The sequence below is a fragment of the Kocuria salina genome, assembly GCF_013368965.1.
GTDB lineage: Bacteria > Actinomycetota > Actinomycetes > Actinomycetales > Micrococcaceae > Kocuria > Kocuria rosea.
Genome location: NZ_SSSF01000001.1, coordinates 139,958 through 163,050 on the forward strand (window position 1 = coordinate 139,958; position 23,093 = coordinate 163,050).

Annotated in this window: 18 protein-coding genes; 11 read left to right on the forward strand and 7 right to left on the reverse strand. The window is 71.7% G+C overall.

Going from position 1 to position 23,093, the window contains the following annotated elements:
- Nucleotides 1–72: 72 nt before the first annotated feature.
- On the reverse strand, nucleotides 73–1,590 hold the full coding sequence (locus tag E7Z53_RS00675) for an MFS transporter (RefSeq protein ID WP_176336926.1): 1,518 nt from the start codon (nucleotides 1,588–1,590) through the stop codon (nucleotides 73–75).
- A gap of 122 nt (nucleotides 1,591–1,712) precedes the next feature.
- Here E7Z53_RS00675 and E7Z53_RS00680 point away from each other — a divergent pair, with 122 nt between their 5' ends.
- On the forward strand, nucleotides 1,713–2,258 hold the full coding sequence (locus tag E7Z53_RS00680; RefSeq protein ID WP_176336927.1) for a TetR family transcriptional regulator: 546 nt from the start codon (nucleotides 1,713–1,715) through the stop codon (nucleotides 2,256–2,258).
- A gap of 10 nt (nucleotides 2,259–2,268) precedes the next feature.
- Here the strand turns inward: E7Z53_RS00680 and E7Z53_RS00685 are convergent, their stop codons facing one another.
- Entirely contained in the window at nucleotides 2,269–2,832 is a 564-nt protein-coding gene (locus E7Z53_RS00685; protein ID WP_109221359.1) for a uracil-DNA glycosylase, read from the reverse strand.
- Between the two features lie 229 nt (nucleotides 2,833–3,061).
- Between E7Z53_RS00685 and E7Z53_RS00690 the strand changes: the two genes are divergently transcribed.
- From E7Z53_RS00690 to E7Z53_RS00705, 4 genes are read left to right on the forward strand one after another with little or no spacing between them, the layout of a single operon-like run.
- Nucleotides 3,062–4,261 carry a hypothetical protein gene (locus E7Z53_RS00690; protein ID WP_176336928.1) on the forward strand — a complete coding sequence of 400 codons (1,200 nt, stop codon included), beginning with the start codon at nucleotides 3,062–3,064 and terminating at the stop codon, nucleotides 4,259–4,261.
- A gap of 50 nt (nucleotides 4,262–4,311) precedes the next feature.
- Complete coding sequence (locus E7Z53_RS00695; protein WP_109221361.1) at nucleotides 4,312–5,052, forward strand: DUF1326 domain-containing protein; 741 nt, start codon at nucleotides 4,312–4,314, stop codon at nucleotides 5,050–5,052.
- Nucleotides 5,053–5,054: 2 nt separating this feature from the next.
- Nucleotides 5,055–5,924 carry a DUF2182 domain-containing protein gene (locus E7Z53_RS00700; RefSeq protein WP_176336929.1) on the forward strand — a complete coding sequence of 290 codons (870 nt, stop codon included), beginning with the start codon at nucleotides 5,055–5,057 and terminating at the stop codon, nucleotides 5,922–5,924.
- A gap of 39 nt (nucleotides 5,925–5,963) precedes the next feature.
- Nucleotides 5,964–11,339 carry a multicopper oxidase domain-containing protein gene (locus E7Z53_RS00705; RefSeq protein ID WP_176336930.1) on the forward strand — a complete coding sequence of 1,792 codons (5,376 nt, stop codon included), beginning with the start codon at nucleotides 5,964–5,966 and terminating at the stop codon, nucleotides 11,337–11,339.
- 63 nt (nucleotides 11,340–11,402) lie between these two features.
- Here the strand turns inward: E7Z53_RS00705 and E7Z53_RS00710 are convergent, their stop codons facing one another.
- On the reverse strand, nucleotides 11,403–12,620 hold the full coding sequence (locus E7Z53_RS00710) for an FAD-dependent oxidoreductase (RefSeq protein WP_176336931.1): 1,218 nt from the start codon (nucleotides 12,618–12,620) through the stop codon (nucleotides 11,403–11,405).
- 193 nt (nucleotides 12,621–12,813) lie between these two features.
- Here E7Z53_RS00710 and E7Z53_RS00715 point away from each other — a divergent pair, with 193 nt between their 5' ends.
- Complete coding sequence (locus E7Z53_RS00715; RefSeq protein ID WP_017834740.1) at nucleotides 12,814–13,371, forward strand: dihydrofolate reductase family protein; 558 nt, start codon at nucleotides 12,814–12,816, stop codon at nucleotides 13,369–13,371.
- Between the two features lie 21 nt (nucleotides 13,372–13,392).
- On the opposite strand, the gene E7Z53_RS00720 is transcribed toward E7Z53_RS00715, so the two are convergent.
- The gene (locus E7Z53_RS00720) at nucleotides 13,393–15,090 is read right to left on the reverse strand and encodes a RecQ family ATP-dependent DNA helicase (protein ID WP_109268321.1); all 1,698 of its coding nucleotides are present in this window, start codon (nucleotides 15,088–15,090) and stop codon (nucleotides 13,393–13,395) included.
- 211 nt (nucleotides 15,091–15,301) lie between these two features.
- Between E7Z53_RS00720 and E7Z53_RS00725 the strand changes: the two genes are divergently transcribed.
- Entirely contained in the window at nucleotides 15,302–16,054 is a 753-nt protein-coding gene (locus tag E7Z53_RS00725) for a sulfite exporter TauE/SafE family protein (protein WP_017834738.1), read from the forward strand.
- A gap of 13 nt (nucleotides 16,055–16,067) precedes the next feature.
- On the opposite strand, the gene E7Z53_RS00730 is transcribed toward E7Z53_RS00725, so the two are convergent.
- Together E7Z53_RS00730 and E7Z53_RS00735 are read right to left on the reverse strand one after the other, a co-directional pair.
- Entirely contained in the window at nucleotides 16,068–16,490 is a 423-nt protein-coding gene (locus E7Z53_RS00730) for a ChaB family protein (RefSeq protein WP_017834737.1), read from the reverse strand.
- Nucleotides 16,491–16,525: 35 nt separating this feature from the next.
- On the reverse strand, nucleotides 16,526–17,428 hold the full coding sequence (locus tag E7Z53_RS00735) for an SDR family oxidoreductase (protein ID WP_017834736.1): 903 nt from the start codon (nucleotides 17,426–17,428) through the stop codon (nucleotides 16,526–16,528).
- 188 nt (nucleotides 17,429–17,616) lie between these two features.
- Between E7Z53_RS00735 and ilvD the strand changes: the two genes are divergently transcribed.
- The gene (ilvD, locus tag E7Z53_RS00740; protein WP_176336932.1) at nucleotides 17,617–19,308 is read left to right on the forward strand and encodes a dihydroxy-acid dehydratase; all 1,692 of its coding nucleotides are present in this window, start codon (nucleotides 17,617–17,619) and stop codon (nucleotides 19,306–19,308) included.
- A gap of 96 nt (nucleotides 19,309–19,404) precedes the next feature.
- Here the strand turns inward: ilvD and E7Z53_RS00745 are convergent, their stop codons facing one another.
- Complete coding sequence (locus tag E7Z53_RS00745) at nucleotides 19,405–20,241, reverse strand: SRPBCC family protein (RefSeq protein ID WP_176336933.1); 837 nt, start codon at nucleotides 20,239–20,241, stop codon at nucleotides 19,405–19,407.
- 216 nt (nucleotides 20,242–20,457) lie between these two features.
- Here E7Z53_RS00745 and E7Z53_RS00750 point away from each other — a divergent pair, with 216 nt between their 5' ends.
- Genes E7Z53_RS00750 through E7Z53_RS00760 form a run of 3 tightly spaced genes read left to right on the forward strand, consistent with a single transcriptional unit; the run spans nucleotide 20,458 to nucleotide 22,959 of the window.
- Nucleotides 20,458–21,015 carry a hypothetical protein gene (locus E7Z53_RS00750; protein WP_126346600.1) on the forward strand — a complete coding sequence of 186 codons (558 nt, stop codon included), beginning with the start codon at nucleotides 20,458–20,460 and terminating at the stop codon, nucleotides 21,013–21,015.
- A 10-nt stretch (nucleotides 21,016–21,025) separates the two neighbouring features.
- A complete protein-coding gene (locus E7Z53_RS00755) occupies nucleotides 21,026–22,258 on the forward strand; it encodes a sensor histidine kinase (protein ID WP_176336934.1) in 1,233 nt (410 codons plus the stop codon).
- Nucleotides 22,255–22,959 (forward strand): response regulator, encoded by a 705-nt coding sequence (locus tag E7Z53_RS00760; RefSeq protein WP_176336935.1) that lies wholly within the window; start codon nucleotides 22,255–22,257, stop codon nucleotides 22,957–22,959. The genes E7Z53_RS00755 and E7Z53_RS00760 overlap by 4 nt, the downstream gene beginning before the upstream one ends.
- Nucleotides 22,960–23,093: the final 134 nt, after the last annotated feature.

The window sequence follows — 23,093 nt, forward strand, 5'->3', positions numbered from 1 at the left end:
GCCGCCGAGCCTACGTCCCCCAGGGGCCGTGGCGCCGGGTCCCGATGAAGTGACGGCCCGGGTGCGGGCGGGTCAGCGCACGGCCGGCCGCAGCATGCGGGCGACCGTGAACGCCGCCAGGACCACCACGGCCGTCATGACCAGCGCCGTCCAGTGCATGCCCGCCGTGAACGCAGCGACCGCCGCCTCCTGCACCGCCGGACCGAGCGCCCCGGCGCCCTCCGCGACCTCGACGGCTCCGCCGAGGGTCTCGTGCGCCGCGGCCGAGGAGCCGGCGTCCAGGGCCGTGGGCAGGTCGAGGTGGCGCTGGTAGAAGGCGGTCATCAGTCCGCCGAGCACGGCCGTGCCCAGCACCGCACCGACCTCGTAGCCGGTCTCCGAGATCGCCGAGGCCGCGCCGGCCTTGTGCGGCGGGGCCGCCGTGAGGACGAGGTCGTTGGACAGCGTCTCGGCGAGCCCGATGCCGGTGCCCACCAGGCAGAAGGCCACGAGGACCACCACAGCGCCGGCGGTCGCGGAGAGGTCCGCGAGGGTGACCACGAGGAAGCCGGTCGAGGACAGGAGGATCCCCGCCGTGATCACGGTCCGGGGGCTCAGCCACCGCACGGCGCGCACGGCCACGAAGCCGGCGAGGACCGTGAGGACGAGGCCCGGGACCATGGTCAGGCCCGCGGTCATCGGGTCCAGACCGACCACGAGCTGCAGGTACTGGGTCAGCATGAACAGGAACCCGTAGAGCCCCACGTTGCCGAGCACGTTGACGGTGACGCCGCCGCGGAAGCCGGGGTGCCGGAACAGGGCGAGGTCGAGCATCGGGTGCGCCAGGACCGCCTGGCGCCGGACGAACAGCACACCGGCCAGCACGCCGAAGGCCGCGCTGAGCAGACCCTGGAAGAGCTCCCCGGAGGCCGTCGCCGCCTTGATGCCGTAGACCACGGGGGTCATGGCGAGCATGGCGAGCAGCACGGACGGGACGTCCACGGGCCCAGGCCGGGGGTCCCGCGACTCCGGCACGAGCAGGGGGCCCAGCACGAGCAGGGGCAGCAGCACCGGCACGGACATCAGGAACACCGAGCCCCACCAGAAGTGGTTGAGCAGGAAGCCCCCGACGATGGGACCCAGGGCGGCGCCGCCGCTGAAGCCGCCGGCCCACACCGCGATCGCGATCCGGCGCTGCCCCGGGTCCAGGAAGATGTTGCGCAGCAGGGACAGGGTCGCAGGCATCAGCATCGCGCCGAAGAGCCCCATGGCGGCCCGCCCCGCCACGAGCAGCTCGGCGGTGGGCGCGAAGGCCGACGCCGCGGAGACGGCGGCGAAGCCCGTGCCGCCGACCAGCAGCAGCCGCCGGCGGCCGATCCGGTCCCCCAGGGAGCCCATGGGGATGAGCAGGCCGGCGAGCACGAGGGGGTAGACGTCCACGATCCACAGCAGCTGCGCGCCGGTGGGGTGCAGCGCCTGGGAGATGGTGGGCAGCGCGAAGCTCAGGGCCGTGTTGTCGACCGACACGAGCAGGACGGGCATCATCAGGACCGCGAGCGCGGCCCATTCGCGCGCACCGGCCGTGGGGCGGGGCGTCAGCAGAGTGGTCATGGTTCACCTCCGGGGAACGGATCGGGAGCGGACAGCCTCAGTAACTGTACCGTCTAGACGGTACAGTTATGGGCGAGCTGGCACAATGGGCACCACGTCCGACCCAGGGAGGTCTTCCTCACATGCCCCGCCCACCCGTGGCCCGGGACAAGCTCCTGTCCGCCTTCGAGCAGATCGTCCTCGACGACGGCGAGCGCGCCGCGACCCTCGACGCCGTCGCCGCCGCCGCCGGAGTGTCCAAGGGGGGTCTGCTCTACCACTTCCCGCACCGCCAGGCCCTCGTGGACGCGACGCTGCAGCGCCTCGAGGAGCTCATGCAGCTGGACCTCGAGGCCATGGCGGCGGCGCCGGACGGGGCCGCGCGCTACTTCCTGGTCACGTCCCTGTTCGAGGACAGCCGGCTGGACCGGGCCCTGATCGTGGCCTCCCGGCTGGTCCAGGCCGGGGACGAGAACGCCCGGGCCGCCCTGAAGCGGCTCGAGGTGGCGTGGTACGAGCTGATCCTCGCGGACGTGGGCGACCCGGTGGTGGCGACCGCGGTCCAGCAGATGGGCGACGGGCTCTACCACAACGCGTCGATCGGCCTGCTGCCCGACGGCAGCGCCCGGCGGCACACCATCCTGGAGCACCTCCTGGCCGCGGTGGACCGGCTCAGCCCCCGCCCCTGAGCGCGCCTGTTCAGGCCCGTGCAGCAGCGGCCGCGCGCAGCGCGACGAGGATCCGCTGCCGGGTCTCCGCCCGGCGGTGGCCGTTGCGCAGCGAGGGGTGCGGTACGCCCAGCACGGGCAGCAGCCGCGGCGGGTCCTCGACGGTGAGCAGCCGCATCATCCCCGTGAGCGCCGGGGCCCCGAAGGTCACGACGACGCGCAGCTCCGGCAGCGAACCGACCAGTTCCCGAAGAGCAGGCTCCGCCTCGACGAGGTCCTCCACCCTGGGCGGCCGGTGCCGCCCGTCCGCGTCCCGCAGCGCCCAGGGCACCACGTTCCAACGCAGGTAGTCGCCGCGGGCCAGCCCGGACTCCTCCCGCAGCCCCTTGAAGACCCGGGCGGTGGGATCAGGGTTGTCCTCGGAGCTGAAGCCCCGCTCCCCGGCCGCCACGGTGGCCGGCCCTGGGGCCTCCATGAGCACGAGCACTCGAGCGCCGGTTCCGCCGCCGTCGGGATCGACCCACGGCACGAACCGGCCGCCGCTGCGCCAACCCCGGACCAGGGCGTTGAGCGGGGCCACGTGGGGCTGGTCCACACGGGCGCGCTTGCTCGGGACCGGAGTTTCCGCTGAATTTTCCGAATTCAAATCGTTATCCCATCCATTAATAAACCGACGGGTAAAGGTATTTCTGTTCAATTCTTTTTCTACCGCCTGGTGTTCACGCCTTCGTGACCATGAAACACGCTGTCACATGCGGTGACGCGTCTAGATTAATCCGCATCAGCTTGTTGCGAATTCTTTTGCCCGGGCCCGGAGGATTGCCATGCCGCAGCACACCGAACGTCTCGCAGAAGTGGGTCCTATCGATCCGAGGACCGGTTTTCCCTTCTGGTACGAGGATTCCACAGGACTCCGGCTCGAACTGGTCTGGGCGCCCGGGGACGACTTCGCACCGGTCGTCATCGATCCGGAGGAGAGCGGACCGCTGCGCGACATCGGCGCGTTCCCGGGAGAGTCCTTCTACCTGTCCGCTGAGACGCGCCTGCCCCTCGGCGGAGGGGAGGACGACGCCGAGGCCCGGGTGATCCTGGCCCTCGAGGCAACCTTCGCCACCGAGGGCGTGCTCGACGGTCAGCAGATCGTCTTCGGCAGGGTCCGCTTCCGCGTCGACGAAGGCCGGCCCGACACCATGTACCTCCTGACGCACCCGTACGGCACCATGACCGTGACCACCGACGAGGACGGTGAGGGCTCCGCGACCGAGGACATCGGCCTCAAGCCGTTGGACTTCGAAGGCGCCCTGACCTCGTCCATCGCCCCTTTCCTGCGCTGGACACCCGACCCCGACCTGGATTTCGCCCGGTACGTCGGAGACGGCGGATCCGAGCACACCGTCACCGGCAGCCCGCTCGGCACGAACTATGCCATGGTCGAGGGTCCCGGCGTCGGCTCGGGCGGTGGCGGTCCGGATCCGAACGATCCCACGAACCCGGACAAGGTCTACACCGATCTGTTCGTGCTGCAGGGCCGGGTCGCGAGGACCCACGGCGCGGAGATCGGGCGCGCCGTCTACACCCGCAGCGCGGCCGGCGAGGTCGTCGTGGCGGTGTTCGCCCGGTCGATCCCTGGCCAGCAGCTGACGCTTGCGATCCCCGCTCTGCCGGACACACCGATGCAGGGTGGCGAGGACATCCATTACCTCGCCCGCGTCGACGCCGGCGGCTCCGTCCCCGAACAGATCACCGTCACGAATACGACCGATCCCACGCCCGTGCCCACGACTGCCGACGTCGTCGACGCCGTGGAGATCACCCAGGCCGACTACAGCACCCCCGCCCGGACGCTCACCGTGGCGGCCACGTCGAGCGATGAGCAGAGCCCGCCAGCGCTCACCGTGACCGGCCGCGGCGGGCTGTCCGGACCGGTCGGCGTCCTGACCGGCCTCGACGCCCCACCACCCGTCATCACCGTCACGTCTGCTGCGGGCGGCTCGAGCACCCGCAGCGTCAGGGTCGTCGGCTGAGCCGGTCGGTCCTTCTCCCGCACACCGCACCGGACCAGCAAGGAACCATCATGGAGTACACACTGGCAGGCCAGTTCCTCGAAGCCTGCGACTGCACCGTCATCTGCCCCTGCTGGGTCGACGACGACCCGGTGGGAGGCCACTGCACCGGCTTCATCGCCTGGCAGATCGACGAGGGCGACACCGCCGTCGTGAACGGGATCCCGGTGGGTGGCTGCACGGTGGTGAGCGTCGCCACCCACGGCGGCAACCGCCGCGACACCAACAAGACCACCACGATGCTCTACATTGACGTCCCCGCTGAGCAGCGGGCCTCTGCGGACGCGGACGAGCAGCACCGTGCTCTGGCCGATCTCTTCAGCGGCCGCTTCGGCGGCCCGTTGAGCGATCTCGCCCAGGTGAACGGCACCGTGGTGGGCGACCGCCGTGCGAGCATCTCGATCAGCCCGCCCAACGAGAAACACTGGACGGTCACCGTCCGTCCCGCCGACGATCGCTCCGGCACCGTGTTCGTCCAGGCCAATGGGAGTCCCAAGGTCTTCGACGCCCAGCGAGGAAACAAGGAACCCCTCACCCTTGAGCACACCGCCATCTCCTACGAGCTGAGCGCCGCGGGATCGGTCGAGGCGCAGGACGGGGAGCGTCTGGTCGTCAACGTCGGCGCGCTGCCCGGAGGAAATCTCGAGGTCACCGGCCGGTCCGGCATGCGCGGTGCCTTCCACTATGACCATTCCGCCGACCAACCGGTCGCATCAGGAGCAGCCGACACTGGCACCGCCCAAGGACGGTAGACGTGGCCGCCACCTTCTCCGCGTCTCCACGCGCGGTTGCCCGTGACCGCAGGGTCGATCGAAAGCTCGTGGCACTGGGCGTGCTCATGGTGGCGGCCGCCGCCTGGGGCCTGCTGTTCCTGGTCCACGACCCAGCCGGCCACGGAGCCGGGCATCTCTCCACCGGTGACGGAGGAACCGCCCTGGTGGCAGACAGCCCACACGCGCACCACGGTGGCGCAGCCGCCGTTCTTCCGGCCGCGCTGATCGGTGGGCTGGTCGCCGTTGGGGGATGGGCGCTGATGGTGGTCGCCATGATGCTGCCTCCTGCCCTACCCCTTCTGCAGACGCTTCGGCAGCTCGTGTCCCGGCAGCCCGACCCGTGGCGGCTGACCGTTCTCGGAGCCATGACCTTCGTCGGCGCGTGGACGGTCGTCGGAGCGGCCGTCGTCGCCGGGGACCTCGGCGTCCGGGCGCTGGCCGAGCGCAGCTGGCCGGAAGCGGACCCTCGGTGGGTGACGGCGGGAGTGCTCGTGCTGGCCGGAACCTACCAGTTCACGCCGCTGAAGGATCTCTGCCTGCGAGGGTGCCGCAGTCCACGCAGTTTCGTGCTGGCCCATTGGCAGGGCCGGCGCTCTTCGGGAACGGAGACAGTGGCGCTGAGCGGTGCCTACGCCCTGTCCTGCATCGGCTGCTGCTGGGCGCTCATGCTGATCTGCTTCGCGGTCGGCACGGCAGCCCTTCCCGTCATGGTGGCCCTGGCCCTGGTCATGGCCGCCGAACGCCTCGCGCCCTGGGGGCGCCGCCTCGTGCGGCCGTCCGGGCTCGTTCTCATCGTCCTCGGTGCCGTCACAGCGCTGGCCGCTGCGGCTCCCGCCATCCCACTGCTGTAGGAACCGCCCGCCGAGTACGGGCCGACATCGGAGCTCGCCATGCTACCCATCGACAACAGTTTCCGTACCTACGACGTCGTCGCCATGTCCTTCCCGATCGTCTACTCGCTGGAAGGTGACCACGACCCCAACGGTCTCCTCTACACCCTGCGGGTGTACGAACCCCTCCTGAAATGGGCGAAGGAGCAGCGGGAGAAGGACGACGAGTACCTACCGAGGATCCACCGCAGATCCCAGCTCATGGAGACGGTGGTGGACGGCATCCCCCGCTACCTGCGCATGAGAGAGCTCCTGGCACAGTCCACCGAGGACGGAACCTCCTTGGACAACGGAGATGAGGATGTCAGCTATCTCCTCAATGACTGGGGAAGCGACGAGGAGGTCTTCGCGCGGGAGGAGCACGACGCCAGGGAGCGACGCCCAACCCCCAATCACCGGGCCATCCGACAGAACTACCGCGCCACAGTGGACGAACTGGTGCATGCCTTGCGTGAGTTGACCGAGGGGCGGATCACCAGGCTCGTTGACGACGTCGACAAGTTGAATGAATGGCGTGATGACTGGTCCGCCCAGCTCAAGTCGGCCGAATGTGGGATTCACAGGCGGCTGAAAGAGATCAATGACCAGTGGCCAGCCATGCTGGAGCAGTATCACCGGGATCGCCCGGGATCCCAGCTGAGTGATGAGGACATCGAGCGGTTGCTCCGCAACGACCACGATGCCTTCAAGAATTGGCACATGGGCAAGGACGCCCCGAAGTACGCGTGGTTCAATCCTCTGCGGCCAATCCCTCTCGTCCGTCCCCTGGTGCTGCGGGCCCGTCGCGGTGAGGAGTTGGAGGTCCACTTCGAGAACAGCATCCGCGGCCGCGAGGTCGGGCTACACGTCCAGGGAGACGGTCTGGCCGGAACTCGCGCCGATGGCAGCAGCGGTAGCGGAGTCAGGTACGGTGACGGCGCCTGCGTGGGCGACAACGACCCCACGACGGTCCCTTACAGGCACAGGATGATCTACCGGTGGAACTGCGCGCGCGAAGGTGTGTGGCCGATCAACGACCTGGGGGACGTGCGGGGCACCGACCGCGGGACGAACAACCACGGACTCTTCGCCGCCCTCGTCGTGGAGCCCGAGGGGGCCCAGTGGCGGGACCCCGAGACCGGTGCTCGGCTGGATGACACGGACCATCCCGACGGCCTCTACGTCGACGTCGTGCCGAGGGTCGAACAGGGCCTGACGGACGCCCAGGCTAAGGCACGGCACCCGGACGAGTTCGTGGACTTCTACTTCCACGGGAAAGAGTTCAGTTTCCGCGAGTTCACGGTGTTCTTCCACGACGAGACGGAGACCCACAGCGGTATCCCGCACCCACTCCCCCACTCGGCGATGCCGTTGTCCTACAGGGCGGAACCCATGCACAACCGGCTGCCCTACCGTCTCCGGAAGCGCCACCGGCTGGGCACGTCCTGGGTCGAGATGCGCGCTGAGGACGACGACATCGACCACTCCGCTGTCGAGATCACGCTCGACAGGACACTGGGTGAGGAGTTCTGGGTCGCCAAGGACCACCGTGCCGCCGTCCCGGACGTCGCGCACCTCGAGCCGTACGCCGAGGAACGCAAGAAGGGGTTACTCGAGCGCGTCTCCGGGGAGGAGCAGCACCACAGCGCCTGGCTGTTCGGGGAGTCCGTGACCCCCACCTTGCGCGCCTATCGGGGCGACCCCTGCCGGGTGCGCCTGGTCCACGCCGGCGTCAAGGAAACCCACGTCTACCACCTGCACGTCCACCAGTGGCGTGCCGTCCCGCAGGACACGGCTGAGCCGTCCGAGTGGAGGCCCGGTGAGCCCCGTGGTTCCCAGCTGCTGGACTCCGTCTCCATCGGACCCCAGACCGCCATGACCATCGACCCGCTCTACGGATCCGGCAGCCGCCAGCACGCCGTGGGCGACATCATCTGGCACTGCCACCTCTATCCGCACTTCCACCACGGCATGTGGGGGCTGTGGCGTAGCTTCGATCGCAAGGTGACCGGGAACCTGGCCTATCCGGACGGCACCCCCTGCGCACCCCTCGTGCCGTTGCCAGGTCGCGAGCCTTTGCAGTCGGACAATGCGCACCCCGGTTTCCCCTGGTTCATCGACGCTACATTCCCCCGCAAGTCCCCACCCCCACCCGTTCTGGACGACGAACACAAGGACTGGCGCCGCGAGCTCCTGCGCATGGGTGAACACTCCCAGCAGGAACTAGGAGCCTTCGACCCGGGGTGCGTGACCAATAGGCGCCCTGGTGCGCTTTTCGTCGATCTGGATGACATGGCCGCACGTTGGAACCGCAAGGCAAGAGTTCCCGAGCGGCGACTCCTCCGCTATGACATCGAAATGGGAGACCGGCGGATGACCTACAACTCCGCCGGATGGTACGACCCCATGGGCCACCACTACACGTTGCGCAAGGTCGAGGTCCTTCGCCTGGATCAGAAAGGTGCTGTGGATCCGAATCTCACTCCCTTGAAGGATGAGGCTCCGGTGAATGGGTACGGGGTAAGTGTCGACGCGTTCTTCCCACGCGCCAATCACGGCGATGTCGTGGAGCTGCGGCTCTACAACACGGTGAAGTCCTTCCCCCCGGACCACTTCGATCTGCCCGCTCACCCGGTGGAATGCGGTCTGCACGTGCATCTCGTGAAGTTCGACGTGCTCGCGGCGGATGGCTCAGCGAGTGGATGGAACTACCTCTCCGGAGCCAGCTCTCCGGAGGTCATCCCGGAGGACAAGGGGCCATTCAAGAGAAACTTTTCCGTGCACCGCTGGGTGGTGGACGAAGAGTTCGGGACGTGCTTCTTCCACGACCATCTGCTGGCCAACTTCCGGCAGAAGCGGGGGCTGTTCGGTGCGCTGATCGCCGAGCCCAACGGCACCCGCTGGTACCTCCCGGACCAGAAGACCCCGGCCTGGGTCGGTTCGCAGGCCGTCGTGCTCCCGCGCGACCGCGGCGCGGACGCTACCAAGCCCAAAGAAGCGGGCATCGACGCTCCGTTCCGGGAGGCCGGCCTCGCTCTCGGCGATTTTGTGCCCCTGAACCGGCGGAAGACAGCACGCCCTGAGATGCCTGGTCTCCCGGGACGGCACGATGAGCCGCTCAATGAGCCGAACCAGCTGGGCGGCGACGACGACCCCGGCGTGATGGGCGTCAACTACCGTTGCGCTCCGCTGGAATACCGGGGCAAGGACCCTTCCGAGTGGTTCAGCTCCAACCGCTCGTCGATCGACATCGACGCCCTGGAACGCCAAGTCTTCGCCGACGCCGAGGCCGAGCACAGAGCGCTCGACGAGGCCAGGGTCCGTGCCCGGCCGCTCGACCACCCGTGGATGCCCGCGAATGGCCAGGATCCGGGGGCCGGTGATGGACAGGACGGAGCGCACGGCGAGGACCATGATCGGTGTACCCCCCACTGGCCGGTGCCGCCGAAGACGAGCGGAGATCCGGACACGCCCGTGATCTACACCTATCCCGGAGAACGGTTGCGGCTCAGACTCCTGCAGGGGTCGCACGAGGAGCAGCACAGCTTCATGCTGAACGGCATGCGCTGGCGCAAGGACTGGCAGAACCGTCGGTCGCCCCTGGTGAACCAGCAGACGATCGGCATCTCCGAGGCCTTCACCGTGGACATCGACCCGGAGGACGCGAGCCCCTACGGGGTCGGTGACCACCTGTGGCAGTTCACCGTCATGGACGACCTGTGGCTGGGGTGCTGGGGCCTCATCAGGTCTATGGCGCCCAGTATCGACAACTATCGCCACCATCTCCTCCCCCTGCCGATCATCACCAAGTACGCGAAGGGAAAAACTGCAGCAAAGTCACCTAAGGCACCGTTGTGGAAACTCCCCGTCCCGCCGAGGAGGGAGGAACTCGATCGGGCTCTGGAACGGGGCCTCAACGCTCAGGCGTCCCGGTTCGGGAACCAGCGCCCGGCCCGGGGACCGAACGGAAAGTGGCCGGCGGACGAGGTGCGCGAGTACGTGGTCGTCGCCCAGCGCCACGAGCACGAGTATGCCGCCCATGCGCTGACCGACCCGTGGGGACTCATCTACAGATCGGCTCAGCACGCCGTGCCCGAGAAGGGCCTGGACGGGCGGGAGACCGGCCACCTGCGGGCCGCGGGGGTGGACCACTCCGATCAGCCTCTGGTCCTGCGGGCCCATCCCGGGGAGTGGGTCAAGGTCACCCTCATCAACGAGGTGCTGCTGCCGGAGGAGAACCATCCGGGCCAGAACTACTCCGTCAGGAATCCTCAGCTGCCCGATTTCGGGCCGGAGGTCAGCCCGCCGCGCCTGCCGGTCGAGCACCAGGACCACCTCGGCTATCCCGACCGCAGGACGGTCAGTCCGCGGGTCTCCCTGCACCCCAGTCTGCTCCTGTACGACGTGGTCAGCGACGACGGCTCCTACGTGGGCCTCAACCACGACAGCACCGTGGCAGCTCTCGACGTGGACAGCACCGCCCATGTGGTCCACGGCGACGAGGCCGCGGCCGGAGCCGTGGTCCACCGCTCGGACCACGGGATCGGGCACAGGGATCCGAACTGGCGGGAGTACTGGTGGTACGTCGACGACCTGCTGGCGCCGCAGTCGGACCAGAAACCCGACGAGTCGAAGAGCCCCCGACCGGGACAGGTCTGCTATCTCTTCGACATGGCCGACATCCGCAACCACCGGCACCACGGCCTGATCGGGGCCGTCGTCGTCGAGCCGCGGGACGTAGTCCCTGTCGACCGTCACGACGAACGCAAGGAGCAGTGGGTCGGTCCGCACGTCCACCTGAAGCGCCGGGAGGACCGGGGCGACCCGCGCGAGCAGCAGAAGTGCGAGGAGAAGTGCCCCTGCCCGCACGTGCACACGAAGTGCGAGGGGAAGATCCTCGGCCAGGAGCTCGCGCTCTTCCTGCAAGACGGGCTGCGCCACTTCATCAACGGCGACGTCGACCTGCCGATGCCGGACATCTCGCCCAGCGACCCTCCGGTCGACGTGGGACAGAAGGCGATCAGCTACCGGTCGCCTCTGACACCGCACCGCCGGCCCATGGCGCTGCCCAACCTCACGGCCCCGATCATCGAGGTCCGGGACGACCTGCCGATCTGGTGGCGGCTGGTGTGCGCGGGCGACAAGCCCCGCAACCACACCTTCACCGCGCACAACTTCGCGTGGGACACCGCGCCGTGGGTGCGGAAGGTGAAGAACTCCAGCCCGGAGTCCGGCTCGGTCACCGCGATCTGCGGCGGCTTCGTCCAGGACCTGGTGATGACGCCGGAGACCAGATGGGATCCCGGCGACCATGCCTACCGCAGCGGCGCCTTCCGGTGGGCGGTCGGCCAGGGCATGTGGGGGATCCTGCGCATCGAGGGCCGGGAGGACCAGTGATGCTTCCATCCGGCACGGCTTCCGCCTCCCAGTGAGGGCCGGTCCGGGCACGTCCGTGCGGGATCAGAGCGTACGGACGTGCTCGGGCCGGAGGCCGATGCCGATCGCCCGTCCGGTCAGGTGGGGCAGGAACGGCAGCGCGCGCACCACGCCCAGGGGCAGCGGTGGCCTGGGCTCCCGCCCGGGCCGGGAGGGCACCAGGCGGCGGGCCAGCAGGAGCTGGAACAGCTGGGTGGCCCGCGCCGGCCACGCCCGCCGCCGTTGCACCCGCGCGAGGTCCCGCGCCCGCACCCCGCCGCGCAGCAGCCGCGGCCCGAGCAGGTTCGCCGCCGCGACCGCGTCCTGGATCGCGAGGTTGATGCCCACGCCCCCGGCGGGGGACATCGCGTGCGCGGCGTCGCCGAGGAACAGGATCCCGGGCCGCCACCACCGGCGCAGCCGGTCCACGCGCACGCGCAGCAGCTTCACCTGGTCCCAGTCCTCGATCGTGGTGACCCCCTCCCCCAGCCCGGGGGCGAGCGTGCGCACCCGGTCCCGGAAGGCCTCCAGCCCCTGGGCGCGCAGCGCGTCGTGCTCCCCGGCCCGCACGATCAGGGCGGCCTGCCAGTAGCCGGTGCGCGGCAGCGCCACGACCGCGCCGTCGCCGGCGTTGAACAGCGGCTGCTCCTGCCCCTCGTGGCGGGGCACCCGGAACCACAGCACGTCCATCCGGGACGGCGACACCTTCGGGGCCAGCCCGGCCGCCGCCCGCAGCACGGAGTCCCGGCCGTCGGCGGCCAGCACCAGCTCGGCCCGGATCCGCACCGGCGCCCCGTCGTCGTCGCGCGCCGTGACGCCGACGCACCGGCCGTCCTCGACGAGCAGGCCGTCGGCGGCCGTGGAGCGCAGCAGCCGGAAGCCGGGCATCGCCTCGCCCTTCTCGGCGAGCAGGTCCAGGAAGTCCCACTGCGGCAGGAACGCGATGAACGGGCAGCGCACGGGCAGGCGGTCGAACCGGCCGACCACCACCGTCTCGCCGCCGAGGGAGACGGTGGCGCGCTCCACGCGGGTGTGCGGCAGCGCCAGGACGTCCTCGAGCCAGCCGAGCTCGGCCATCAGCTCGAGGGTGGAGGGGTGCAGGGTGTCGCCGCGGAAGTCGCGCAGGAAGTCCCCGTGCTTCTCCAGGACCACCACGTCCACGCCCTGCCGCGCGAGCAGCACCCCGGCCATCAGCCCGGCCGGGCCGCCGCCCACCACGCAGCACGTGGTCCGCACCTGCTCCGTCGTCCGCTCCGCCGCCACGGGTGCCTCCCGGGCCCTCGCTCGTCCGCTGTCCCTGCCGACGATCCCACCGGGGTGGCGGTCGCGCAAGAGGCGGCCCGGCCCGCGTCCCGGCCGGACGCGTCATCCCCGCCGCCCCCTTCCCCCGGCCGACCGGGAGCGCGAGAGTGGGAACCGCAGCGCCGGACGCCGACCGCACCGACAGGAGATCCCCATGGGCACGCTGATCGTCACCGAGTTCATCACCCTCGACGGCGTCGTCGACTCCCCCGGCGGCGGCCCGCACCCGCACGCGGGCTGGAGCTTCCGGCACGTGACCTATGACGAGGCGGCCTACGAGCTCAAGGACCGGGAGCAGAAGGAGGCGGCGGCGATGCTGATGGGCCGGGTCAGCTACGACGAGTTCGCCCCCGTCTGGCCGTCGATGGAGGAGTTCGCCGAGTACAACGCCATGCCCAAGTACGTGGTCTCCTCCACCCTGGAGGACCCGCGCTGGCACAACACCTCCGTGCTGCGCTCCCTCGACGAGGTCGCGCGGCTGAAGGCCACGGTCGACGGCACGATCCTCGTGCACGGCAGCGCCACCCTGGCCAAGGGCCTCGCCGCCGCGGATCTCGTGGACCGGTACCACCTGCTGGTGTTCCCCGTGCTGCTCGGCGCGGGCCGCCGTCTCTTCGACGACAGCACCGACACGTTCCGCACCCTGGAGCTGGTGGAGCACGAGGCCTACGCCAACGGCGTCCTCAAGTCCGTCTACGACGTCGTCCGCTGACCGGCGGCCGCCCGTCGGGGCTCACGGTCCCTCATCCGGCCGTTCCCCGGAGCCGCGCACCAGCAGCCCGTCGTGCTCCTCGATCAGGCGCAGGGACAGCTCCTTGTACCCGACCGCGTCGAACAGCACGGTGATCCGGTCCGGCTCCGCGCCCATCACGATCCCGTGGCCCCACTCGCGGTGGGTGACCGGGCTCTGGATCTCCCAGCCGTGCGGGGTGGCGGCGGACCGCTCCGCGGCCTCGGCGGCGGAGCCGGTCTCCGAGCAGGTGTCGCAGTTGCCGCACCAGCCGTCGGTCTCCTCGCCGAAGTAGTGGAGCAGCCAGTCCCGCCGGCACCCGTCCGTCTCGGCGTAGCCCCGCATCATGTCGATCCGCGAGCGGTCGATCCGGTGCTGGGCCTCGGCCTCCGCGAGCGCGGCGGCGACGGCGTCCTCCGGCGCGACCCCGTCCACGGCCCGGTAGCCCTCGGGCCGGGCCAGCACGCCGCCGCTGTGCTCGAGCAGGTGCAGGGCCCGGGCCTGGGCGCGGGGGCCGAGGCCGGTGTGCTCGCGCAGCTCGCGGGCCCGGACCGGCCCGTGCCCGAGGACGGCGCGGAGGACCTCCTCGAGGTCCGCCCGCTCGGGGGCGGCGCCGGCGAAGTACTGCTGGAGCCCCAGGTCCTCGGAGCGGTAGTGCAGCACGGCGAGGGCAGGCCTCCCGTCCCGGCCGGCCCGGCCGATCTCCTGGTAGTAGCTGTCCAGGGAGTCGGGGATGTCCGCGTGCACCACGAAGCGCACGTCCGGCTTGTCGATGCCCATCCCGAAGGCGGTGGTGGCCACCACCACGTCCAGCTCGTCGCCGTGGAACCGGGCGTGCACCTCGTCCCGCTCGGACCTCCGGCGTCCCGCGTGGTAGGCCTCGGCACGCACGCCGCGCCGGACCAGCTCCGCGGCGTAGTCCTCCGTCTCCCGGCGGGTGGCGACGTAGACCAGCCCCGGGCCGGCGAGCCCGGCGACCTCGTCGAGCACCGCCCGGCGCTTGTCGGAGGCCTGGTGGTGGCGCACCACCCGCAGCTCGATGTTGGGCCGGTCGAAGCTGTGCACCAGGACCAGGGGGTCGCGCAGGCCCAGCCGGTCGACGATCTCTGCCCGGGTGTGCGGGGAGGCGGTGGCAGTCAGGGCCACGACGGCCGGGCGCCCCATCCGCTCGACGGCCTCCTGCAGCACCAGGTAGTCAGGGCGGAAGTCGTGGCCCCACGAGGAGATGCAGTGCGCCTCGTCCACCACGAACAGGGACGGCGGGTGCGCGGCGAGCCGCTCGGTGATCTCCTCCCTGGCCAGCTGCTCGGGGGCGAGGAAGAGGAACTTCGCGTCCCCGCGCGCCACGGCGTCCCAGGCGGCGCGCTCGCGCCGCGCCCCCACCGCGGAGTTCACCGCGAAGGCGACCTCCGCCCCGAGGTCCTCGTTGATCGCCTCGACCTGGTCGTGCTGGAGGGCGATCAGCGGGGACACCACCACGGCGGTCCCGGGCAGGGCGGCGCCCGGGACCTGGTAGATCGCGGACTTGCCGTGGCCGGTGGGCATCACCGCCAGGACGTCCCGGCCGGCCGCCGCCGCCGCCATCGCCTCGAGCTGGCCCTCGCGGAACTCCGTGATGCCGAAGCCGGACGCGGCGACCTCCCGGAGCCGTTCCGCGGTGACCGGTGCGGCGCGCCCGCCCGCGCCCGTGGCGGCACCCACCGGCTCAGCGGGGGATCAGGGCGAGGACGGTCGCGGGCCCGTGCCCGCCCTCGTCGTCGTCGACCAGGTCCCGGCTGGTGCCCATGGTGCCGCTCCCGTCCGCTGCCGCACCCTGCGGCCGTCTCTCCTCACGGCCAGGGTAGGCACCGGATCCGGGAATCACCACGGCGGGCCCGTGTGCGGTCCGGGGCCGGGCTGCCGGAGGCGCAGAATGGGACCCGTGGAAATCATCGTCATCGCCGCCCTCGCGATCCTCGTGGGCTCGGTCCTGCAGCGCGTCTCGGGCACGGGGGTCGGCCTGGTCGTGGCCCCGACCCTCGCCCTGCTGCTGGGCCCCGCCACGGGCGTGCTCGTGACCAACGCGACGACGACCGTCTCCGGCTTCCTCATCATGCTCTCGGTGTGGCGCCACGTGGACTGGCGGCGGTTCGCCCTCATCGCCCCGGCCGCGGCGGTGGGCGCCGTGCCGGCGGCGCTCGTGGTCCGCGAGCTGCCCGCCGCCTGGCTGCAGGTGCTGGTGGGCGGCGTGGTGCTGCTGGCCCTCACCACCATGTTCGGGCTCCCCCGCCTGCCCGAGTGGCCGGGGCGGCTGCCCACGGTGCTCGCCGGGGCGATCGGGGGGTTCTTCAACACCACGGCGGGGGTGGCCGGACCGGTCATGGTGATCCACTCCCGGCTGGCCCGCTGGGAGCAGCGCTCCTTCGCCGCGACCCTGCAGCCGGTGTTCATGACGATGGGCGCCCTGTCGGTGCTCACCAAGACCCTGCTGGGCGCGGCGGGGACCGGCGGGATGCCGCCGTGGTGGGTGGCCCCCGGCGTGGTCCTCACGGTGGTGCTGGGCGTGCGGATCGGCGGGGTCGTCGCCCGCCGCGTGTCCCTGAGCACGGCGCGCACGGTCGCTCTGGTCCTCGCGGGGCTGGGCGGGGCGATCACGCTGGTGCGCGGGCTGCTGGGCGTGCTCTGAGCCCGGCCGCCCCTCAGTCCTCGCGGGCCCGGCGCGTCGCGGCGTCGTTGGCCTTCCGGATCGCGTCGACGAGCTCCTTCTTGGTCATGTAGGAGCGCCCCTCCACGTCGAGCCGCTTCGCCACCTCGTAGAGGTGCTCCTTCGAGGAGTTCGCGTCGACCCCGCCGGCGGTCTCCGCGCGGGAGTCGCGGCCGCCCGCGGCGTGCTCGTCGGAGGGCCCGTACTCCTCCTTGCCCTCCCAGTGGTCGCCGACCTTCTCGTGGGTGTGCTTGAGCGCGCTGTAGGCCGTGCGCGCCGCGCGCTCCTCGTCGCCGTACTCCTCGAGCGCGGAGTCGTAGGTCTTGGCGAACGTGTCCTGCGCCTTCTGCCCCGAGCGCTGCAGGGTGGAGGGCAGTTCGCTCTTCTTGGCGTGGTCGTCCTTGCCGGTCTTGGGCACGAGGTGCTCCTTCCGTAGGGGTGTGGGGGCGCGGCTCAGAAGACGGGCATGCCGCCGGTGACGCCGAGGACGGTGCCGCTGACGTAGCTGGCCTCGGCCGGGCTCGCGAGGAAGACGTAGGCGCCGGCCAGCTCGGCGGGCTGGCCGATCCGGCCCAGGGGCGTCTCCTTGCCCATGTTCGCGACCGCTCCGGGCTCCTTCGTGGCGGGCCCCAGCGGGGTCCACACCGGTCCGGGGGCGACCGCGTTGACGCGGATGCCCTCGGGCCCCAGCTCGGCGGCGAGGTTGGCGGTGACGTTGTTCAGCGCGGCCTTCGTGGCCGCGTAGTCGATCATCGACACGGACGGGTCGTAGGCCTGCACGGACGTGGTGTTGATGATGCTGTCCCCGCGGCCGAGGTGCGGCAGCGCCGCCCGACTGATCCAGAGGGTGCCGTAGAGGTTGGTGCGCACGGCGCGCTCGAGGTCCTCCGTGGCGAGGCCCTTGAGCCCCGCCTCCCCGCGGGCCCAGTGGAAGCCCGCGTTGTTGACGACCACGTTGAGCCCGCCGAGGCCCTCGACCGCCCGGTCCACGATGTCCCGGCAGCTCTGCTCCTCGCGCACGTCGCCGGGGACCAGGACGGCGGTGCGGCCGGCCTTCTCGATCCACCCCACCACGTCCTGGGCGTCCTCCTGCTCCTCGGGCAGGTAGTTGATCGCGACGTCGGCCCCCTCCCGCGCGAACGCGATGGCCACGGCGCGGCCGATCCCGGAGTCCCCGCCGGTGATGAGGGCCTTGAGCCCCTCGAGCCGGCCCCTGCCCTCCCAGGACGCCTCGCCGTGGTCGGGGACGGGGTCCATGGCGGCGGTCAGCCCCGGGGGCGTCTGCTGCTGCTCGGGCATCCCGCCCTCGTCGTCGGCCATCGCGCGGGCGTGCTGGGAGACGGGTGCCTCGGGCATGTCGGGCTCCTTCGATCAGGTTGCTTATCGTTTGCTTCTCCCACCCTAGGAGGACGGGCGCCCCCTTGTCTTCCCCCGGGGGCACAATCTTCCGCGCCGGCCGTGGACACCTCTCGACGCTCCTCGAGTTCCGTTGATAGGTTCGCGGCACGCACCCCACCGCGCACCGACGACCCGGGAGAGACCGCATGAGCCCCGACATGAAGCCCCGCAGCCGTCAGGTGACCGACGGCATCGACGCGACCGCCAGCCGCGGCATGCTCCGCGCCGTGGGCATGGGCGACGCCGACTGGGACAAGCCCCAGATCGGCATCGCGAGCTCCTGGAACGAGATCACCCCCTGCAACCTCTCCCTGGACCGGCTCGCCCAGGGCTGCAAGGAGGGCGTCCACGCCGGCGGCGGCTACCCCCTCCAGTTCGGCACGATCTCGGTCTCGGACGGGATCTCGATGGGTCACGTGGGGATGCACTTCTCACTGGTCTCGCGCGAGGTCATCGCGGACTCCGTGGAGACGGTGATGCAGGCGGAGCGCCTCGACGGGTCCGTCCTGCTGGCCGGGTGCGACAAGTCCCTGCCGGGCATGCTCATGGCCGCCGCCCGCCTGGACCTGGCCTCGGTGTTCCTCTACGCGGGGACCATCGCCCCGGGGTGGGTGAAGCTCACCGACGGGACCGAGAAGGACGTCACCCTCATCGACGCGTTCGAGGCCGTGGGCGCGTGCAAGGCGGGCCTGATGGGCAGGACGGACCTCGACCGCATCGAGCGGGCCATCTGCCCGGGCGAGGGCGCCTGCGGCGGGATGTACACGGCCAACACGATGGCCTCCGTGGCCGAGGCCCTGGGCATGAGCCTGCCCGGCTCCGCGGCCCCGCCCTCGGCGGACCGGCGGCGCGACCAGTTCGCCCACCGCTCCGGGGAGGCCGTCGTCGAGATGCTCCGGCAGGGCATCACGGCCCGGGACGTCCTGACGAAGGAGGCCTTCGAGAACGCCGTCACCGTGCTCATGGCCCTCGGCGGGTCCACCAACGCCGTCCTGCACCTGCTGGCCATCGCCCACGAGGCGGAGGTGGAGCTCACCCTCGAGGACTTCAACCGGATCGGGGACCGCGTCCCGCACCTCGCGGACCTCAAGCCGTTCGGCCGGTACGTCATGAACGACGTCGACCGGCACGGCGGCATCCCGGTGGTCATGAAGGCGCTGCTCGACGCCGGGCTGCTGCACGGGGACGCCCTCACCGTGACCGGCCGCACGGTGGCCGAGAACCTGGCCGCCCTGGACCCCGGGCCCCTGGACGGCGACGTGATCCGCACGCTCGACAACCCGATCCACCGCACGGGTGGGATCACCGTCCTGCACGGCTCCCTGGCGCCGGAGGGCGCGGTGGTGAAGTCCGCGGGCTTCGACGCCGAGGTCTTCGAGGGCCCGGCCCGCGTCTTCGAGCGCGAGCAGGCCGCGATGGACGCCCTGGAGGCCGGGGAGATCACGGCCGGGGACGTGCTCGTGATCCGCTACGAGGGCCCCAAGGGCGGCCCCGGCATGCGCGAGATGCTGGCCATCACCGGGGCGATCAAGGGCGCGGGGCTGGGCAAGGACGTCCTGCTGCTCACGGACGGCCGGTTCTCGGGCGGCACCACGGGTCTGTGCATCGGCCACATCGCACCGGAGGCCGTCGACGCCGGACCGGTCGCGTTCCTGCGCGACGGCGACCGGATCCGGGTGGACCTGGCGGCCCGCTCCCTGGACCTGCTGGTGGACGCCGAGGAGCTGGCGCGGCGGCGCAGCGGCTGGGCACCCCTGCGCCCGCAGTACGAGGGCGGCGTGCTGGGCAAGTACGTCAAGCTGGTGCGCTCGGCCTCGCTGGGCGCCGTGACCGGCTGACCGGCCGGTTCCGCCGTCCCGCGGAACGGGACGCCCCGTGCACGCACCGGGCCCCGACCGTGTGCGGTCGGGGCCCGGTGCGTGCGCGGGGACGAATCAGAGCGGGCCGCCCGCGGGGCGGTCGTCGATGCGCCGGGTGGCGGGGTCCACGCCCGGGTCCGCGTCGACGGTGTCGTCGGCGAGCGTCTCGTCCACGGGCGGGATCGGCGGGACCTCCCCGGTCACGGTCTCCCCGGGAGCTCCCGGCGACACCGGTGCCACCGGTGCGGCCGGCGCCGCCGGAGGTGCGGTCGACTCGAAGGTCACCGGCTCCGTGTCCGGGCCGGAGTCCTTCTTCTTCGCCGCGGCCGCGACCCCGGCGGCGGCGACCCCGGCCGCGGCGACGCCCGCGGCGACCGCCTTGCCCGACACCCCGGCCTTGCCGTCGTCACCGCGGGAGGCCGCGGCGTGCTCCACGCCGGGCGTGCCGACCGGGGCGCCCTCGTTGACGGAGCCCCGCCAGGCGCCGGTCGCGTAGCCCTCGGCCTCGATGAACTTCTTGAACCGCTCGAGGTCGCCCTCGGCCTGGTTCTCGACCATGTTGAGCTTGTCGCCGACCTTCTCCACGAGGCCCTCGGGCTCGTACTCGAGGACCAGGTGCACCTCGGTCCGCCCGTTGCCCGCGTCGCGGAACGTCACGGTGCCGGCGTTGGTGGCGCCCTCGGTGGCGGCCCAGGAGACCCGGCTGTCGGGGACCTGCTCCACGATCTTCGCCTCCCACTGCCGGCGGACGCCGCCGAGCTCGGCGACCCACTGGAGTCGGTCGGCGCCGAGCTGGGTCACGCTCTGCACGCCGTTCATGAAGTGGGGGAAGTCCTCGAACTGGGTCCACTGGTTGTACACGGTGCTCAGCGGCACGTCGACCACGACATTCTTCTCGACCTTGGTGCTCATGGCATCTCCTTCGATCCGTCTCGACGATCAGGGGCGGCGAAGCGTCGCCGATTCGCCAGTGTGCTTACGGTACCGCTGGGCGCACGGTGTGACCAGGGCTCTCCGGCCCGGCCGGCACCGGGCCGGCCGACACCGGCCCGGGGCGCCCCACGGAGGACTATGGACTTGACGTGGGCGGACGGGGAGAATTGCCGCACGACCTGCGGGGGGCTCGACATGGCGAATCTCGAGACAGAATTCCGGACACTGGTGTCCGTCCAGGACGCGCGGGCAGCTGATGCCGTCGAGGGACACCTGGCGTGGGGACGCCTGGTGGACAGCGACTACGTGCTGGTGCACGGGCCGCCGGACTGGCTGGGACGGGACGTCGACCCCGAGGTGCTGATCGCCCGGGTCGTGTCGGGGCGGACGGACGAGGTCGAGCGGATCAGGATCGCCCGGATCCAGCTGCACGGCGTCCTGCACGACCCCGCGTCCGAGATGACGGGCATCCGGCTCGACCACCCGTCCGGGTGCCCGGCCCAGGGCCCACCGGACGGCGCGGGCTCCGAGCGCCGGCTCGCCACGGGCGCCGAACTGTGCTCGGCCGTGGACACGGTGCTGGGCCCGGCCCCGGCCGAGGAGGCCCCGGACAGCACCGAGGAGGCCCTGCGACCCGTGGTGGCGTGGGAGGAGATCCGGCGCCACTCGATCGTGGAGGACTGCCGGCTGCCCGCTCCTCCCGTCGAGCGGATGTGGATCTGCACCGTCTTCGGCAGGTCCGTGTGCAGCTGAGCGGGACCCGATGAGATCCCGGAGGCACCCCTCGCGCCTGGCCGTGGACCTCGTCGCGGTACCGGTGCTGTGGGGCATCGAGCTCCAGATCACGTGGGACCGCACGGCGGAGCCGGACGCGACCGCCACCTGGGTGGTCGTCCTCACGGCGGCGCTGCTGTACCTGCCCCTGTTCTGGCGCCGGCGCCGGCCCCTGACGGTGCTGGCCCTGGTGTCGCTGGGCGCCGTGGCCGTCCCCCTGCTCGGCTTCGCGTTCCACCCCGTCTTCTGCGTCTGGCTGGCCCTCTTCGCGGCGGCCGCGCACTGCTCCGACCGGAACGCCCTCCTCGGCCTGGCGCTCGCGTTCCTGCCGGTCGCCACGAGCGTGCAGGCCACCGTCCGGGACACTCCCGACCCGTCGATGCGGGTGGCCACGTTCGTCGTCGCCGCGCTGTTCCTCACCGTGGCCCACGTGGTCGTCTTCGGCGTGGGCCGGTGGGTCCGCTGGAGCGTGGCCCAGCGGGCGCTCGTGGCCCGGCTGGCCGCCGCCCGGGCCGAGGCCGAGGAGCGCCAGCGCATCGCCCGCGAGCTGCACGACGTCGTGGCCCACGCGGTGAGCCTCATGGTGCTGCAGGCCGGAGGGGCCGAGTGCGTGATGGACCGGGACCCGGAGCGGGCGCGGGCGGCGCTGCGGCAGGTCGACGAGCTCGGGGAGCAGGCCGTCACGGAGCTGCGGCGCATGCTGGGCCTGCTCTCCCCGGCGCCGTCCGCGGCGGCACAGATCGCGCCGGAGCCAGTGGGCCTGCAGCGATTGGACAGCCTGCTCGACCACCTGCGCACGGCGGGCCGTGAGGTGGAGCTCTGCGTGGCGGGCGAGCCCGGGGCCCTGGAGCCGGCGGTGGACGAGGCCGCGTACCGGATCGCGCAGGAGGCGCTGACCAACGCGGTCAAGCACGCCGCCCCGGACCGCCCGGTCCGGGTCGCCCTCGACTGGGGCCCCCGGGACGTCGAGCTCTCCGTCCGCACGGACGGCGCCGGGGCCCGGGGCCGGCTCTCCGCGCGGCTGTCGACCGGGCACGGGGTGCGGGGGATGGCGGAGCGGGCCCGGGCGGTGGGCGGCGAGGCGACGGCCGGGCCCGATCCGAACGGGGGGTACCTGGTGTCCGCGCGGCTGCCCGTCCGGCCGCCCGGCCCCGGCGACGCCGCGGCGCAGGACGCCGCGGCGACCACGGCGGCCACCGGCCGCGGGGAGGGCACCGGATGACACGGGGCGCGGAACCCGCACCCGTCCGGGTGCTCCTGGTGGACGACGAGGCGATGGTGCGCTCCGGGCTGGCCATGCTCCTCACGGCCGAGCCGGACCTGATCGTCGTCGGGGAGGCCGCCGACGGCGCGGAGGCCGTCGAGGAGACCGCGCGGCTGCAGCCGGACGTGGTGGTCATGGACGTGCGCATGCCCGGCACGGACGGGGTGGCCGCCACCCGGGTGCTCACCTCCGACGCGTTCCTGGACCGGGTGCCGAACGTCCCCGCCGTCCTGGTGCTGACGACCTTCGACGAGGACGCCGCCGTCCACGCCGCCCTGCGGGCGGGCGCCTCCGGCTTCATCCTCAAGAGCTCCGCGCCGAAGGTCCTGGCGGACGCCGTCCGCTCGCTGGCCCGCGGCGGGGGCTGGCTGGACCCGGACGTGACCCGCAGGCTCCTGACCGAGTTCGGCCGCGGGCCCGACCCCTCCGCCCCTCCGCCGGAGCGGCTGCAGCAGCTGACCCGGCGGGAGCGCGAGGTCCTGGTCGCCGTCGCCCACGGCCTGACGAACTCGGAGATCGCCCGGCACCTGTTCCTCAGCGAGGCGACCGTGAAGACCCACGTCCACCGGATCTTCCTGAAGCTGGGCGTCAGCGAGCGCGCCCAGGCGGTCACGGCGGCGTTCAAGAGCGGGCTCGTCAAGCCCACCGACCGCTTCTGATCCCTGCCCCGGTCCCGCGCGTACCACCCCGGTTGTACGCCGGAGTTCACCTCCCGGGTGGACGCCGGGAGGTGCCCCCCACTGCGACCCTGGTCCTGTCGGTTCGAGAAGTTCCCCTCCGGACCCCGGGCAGG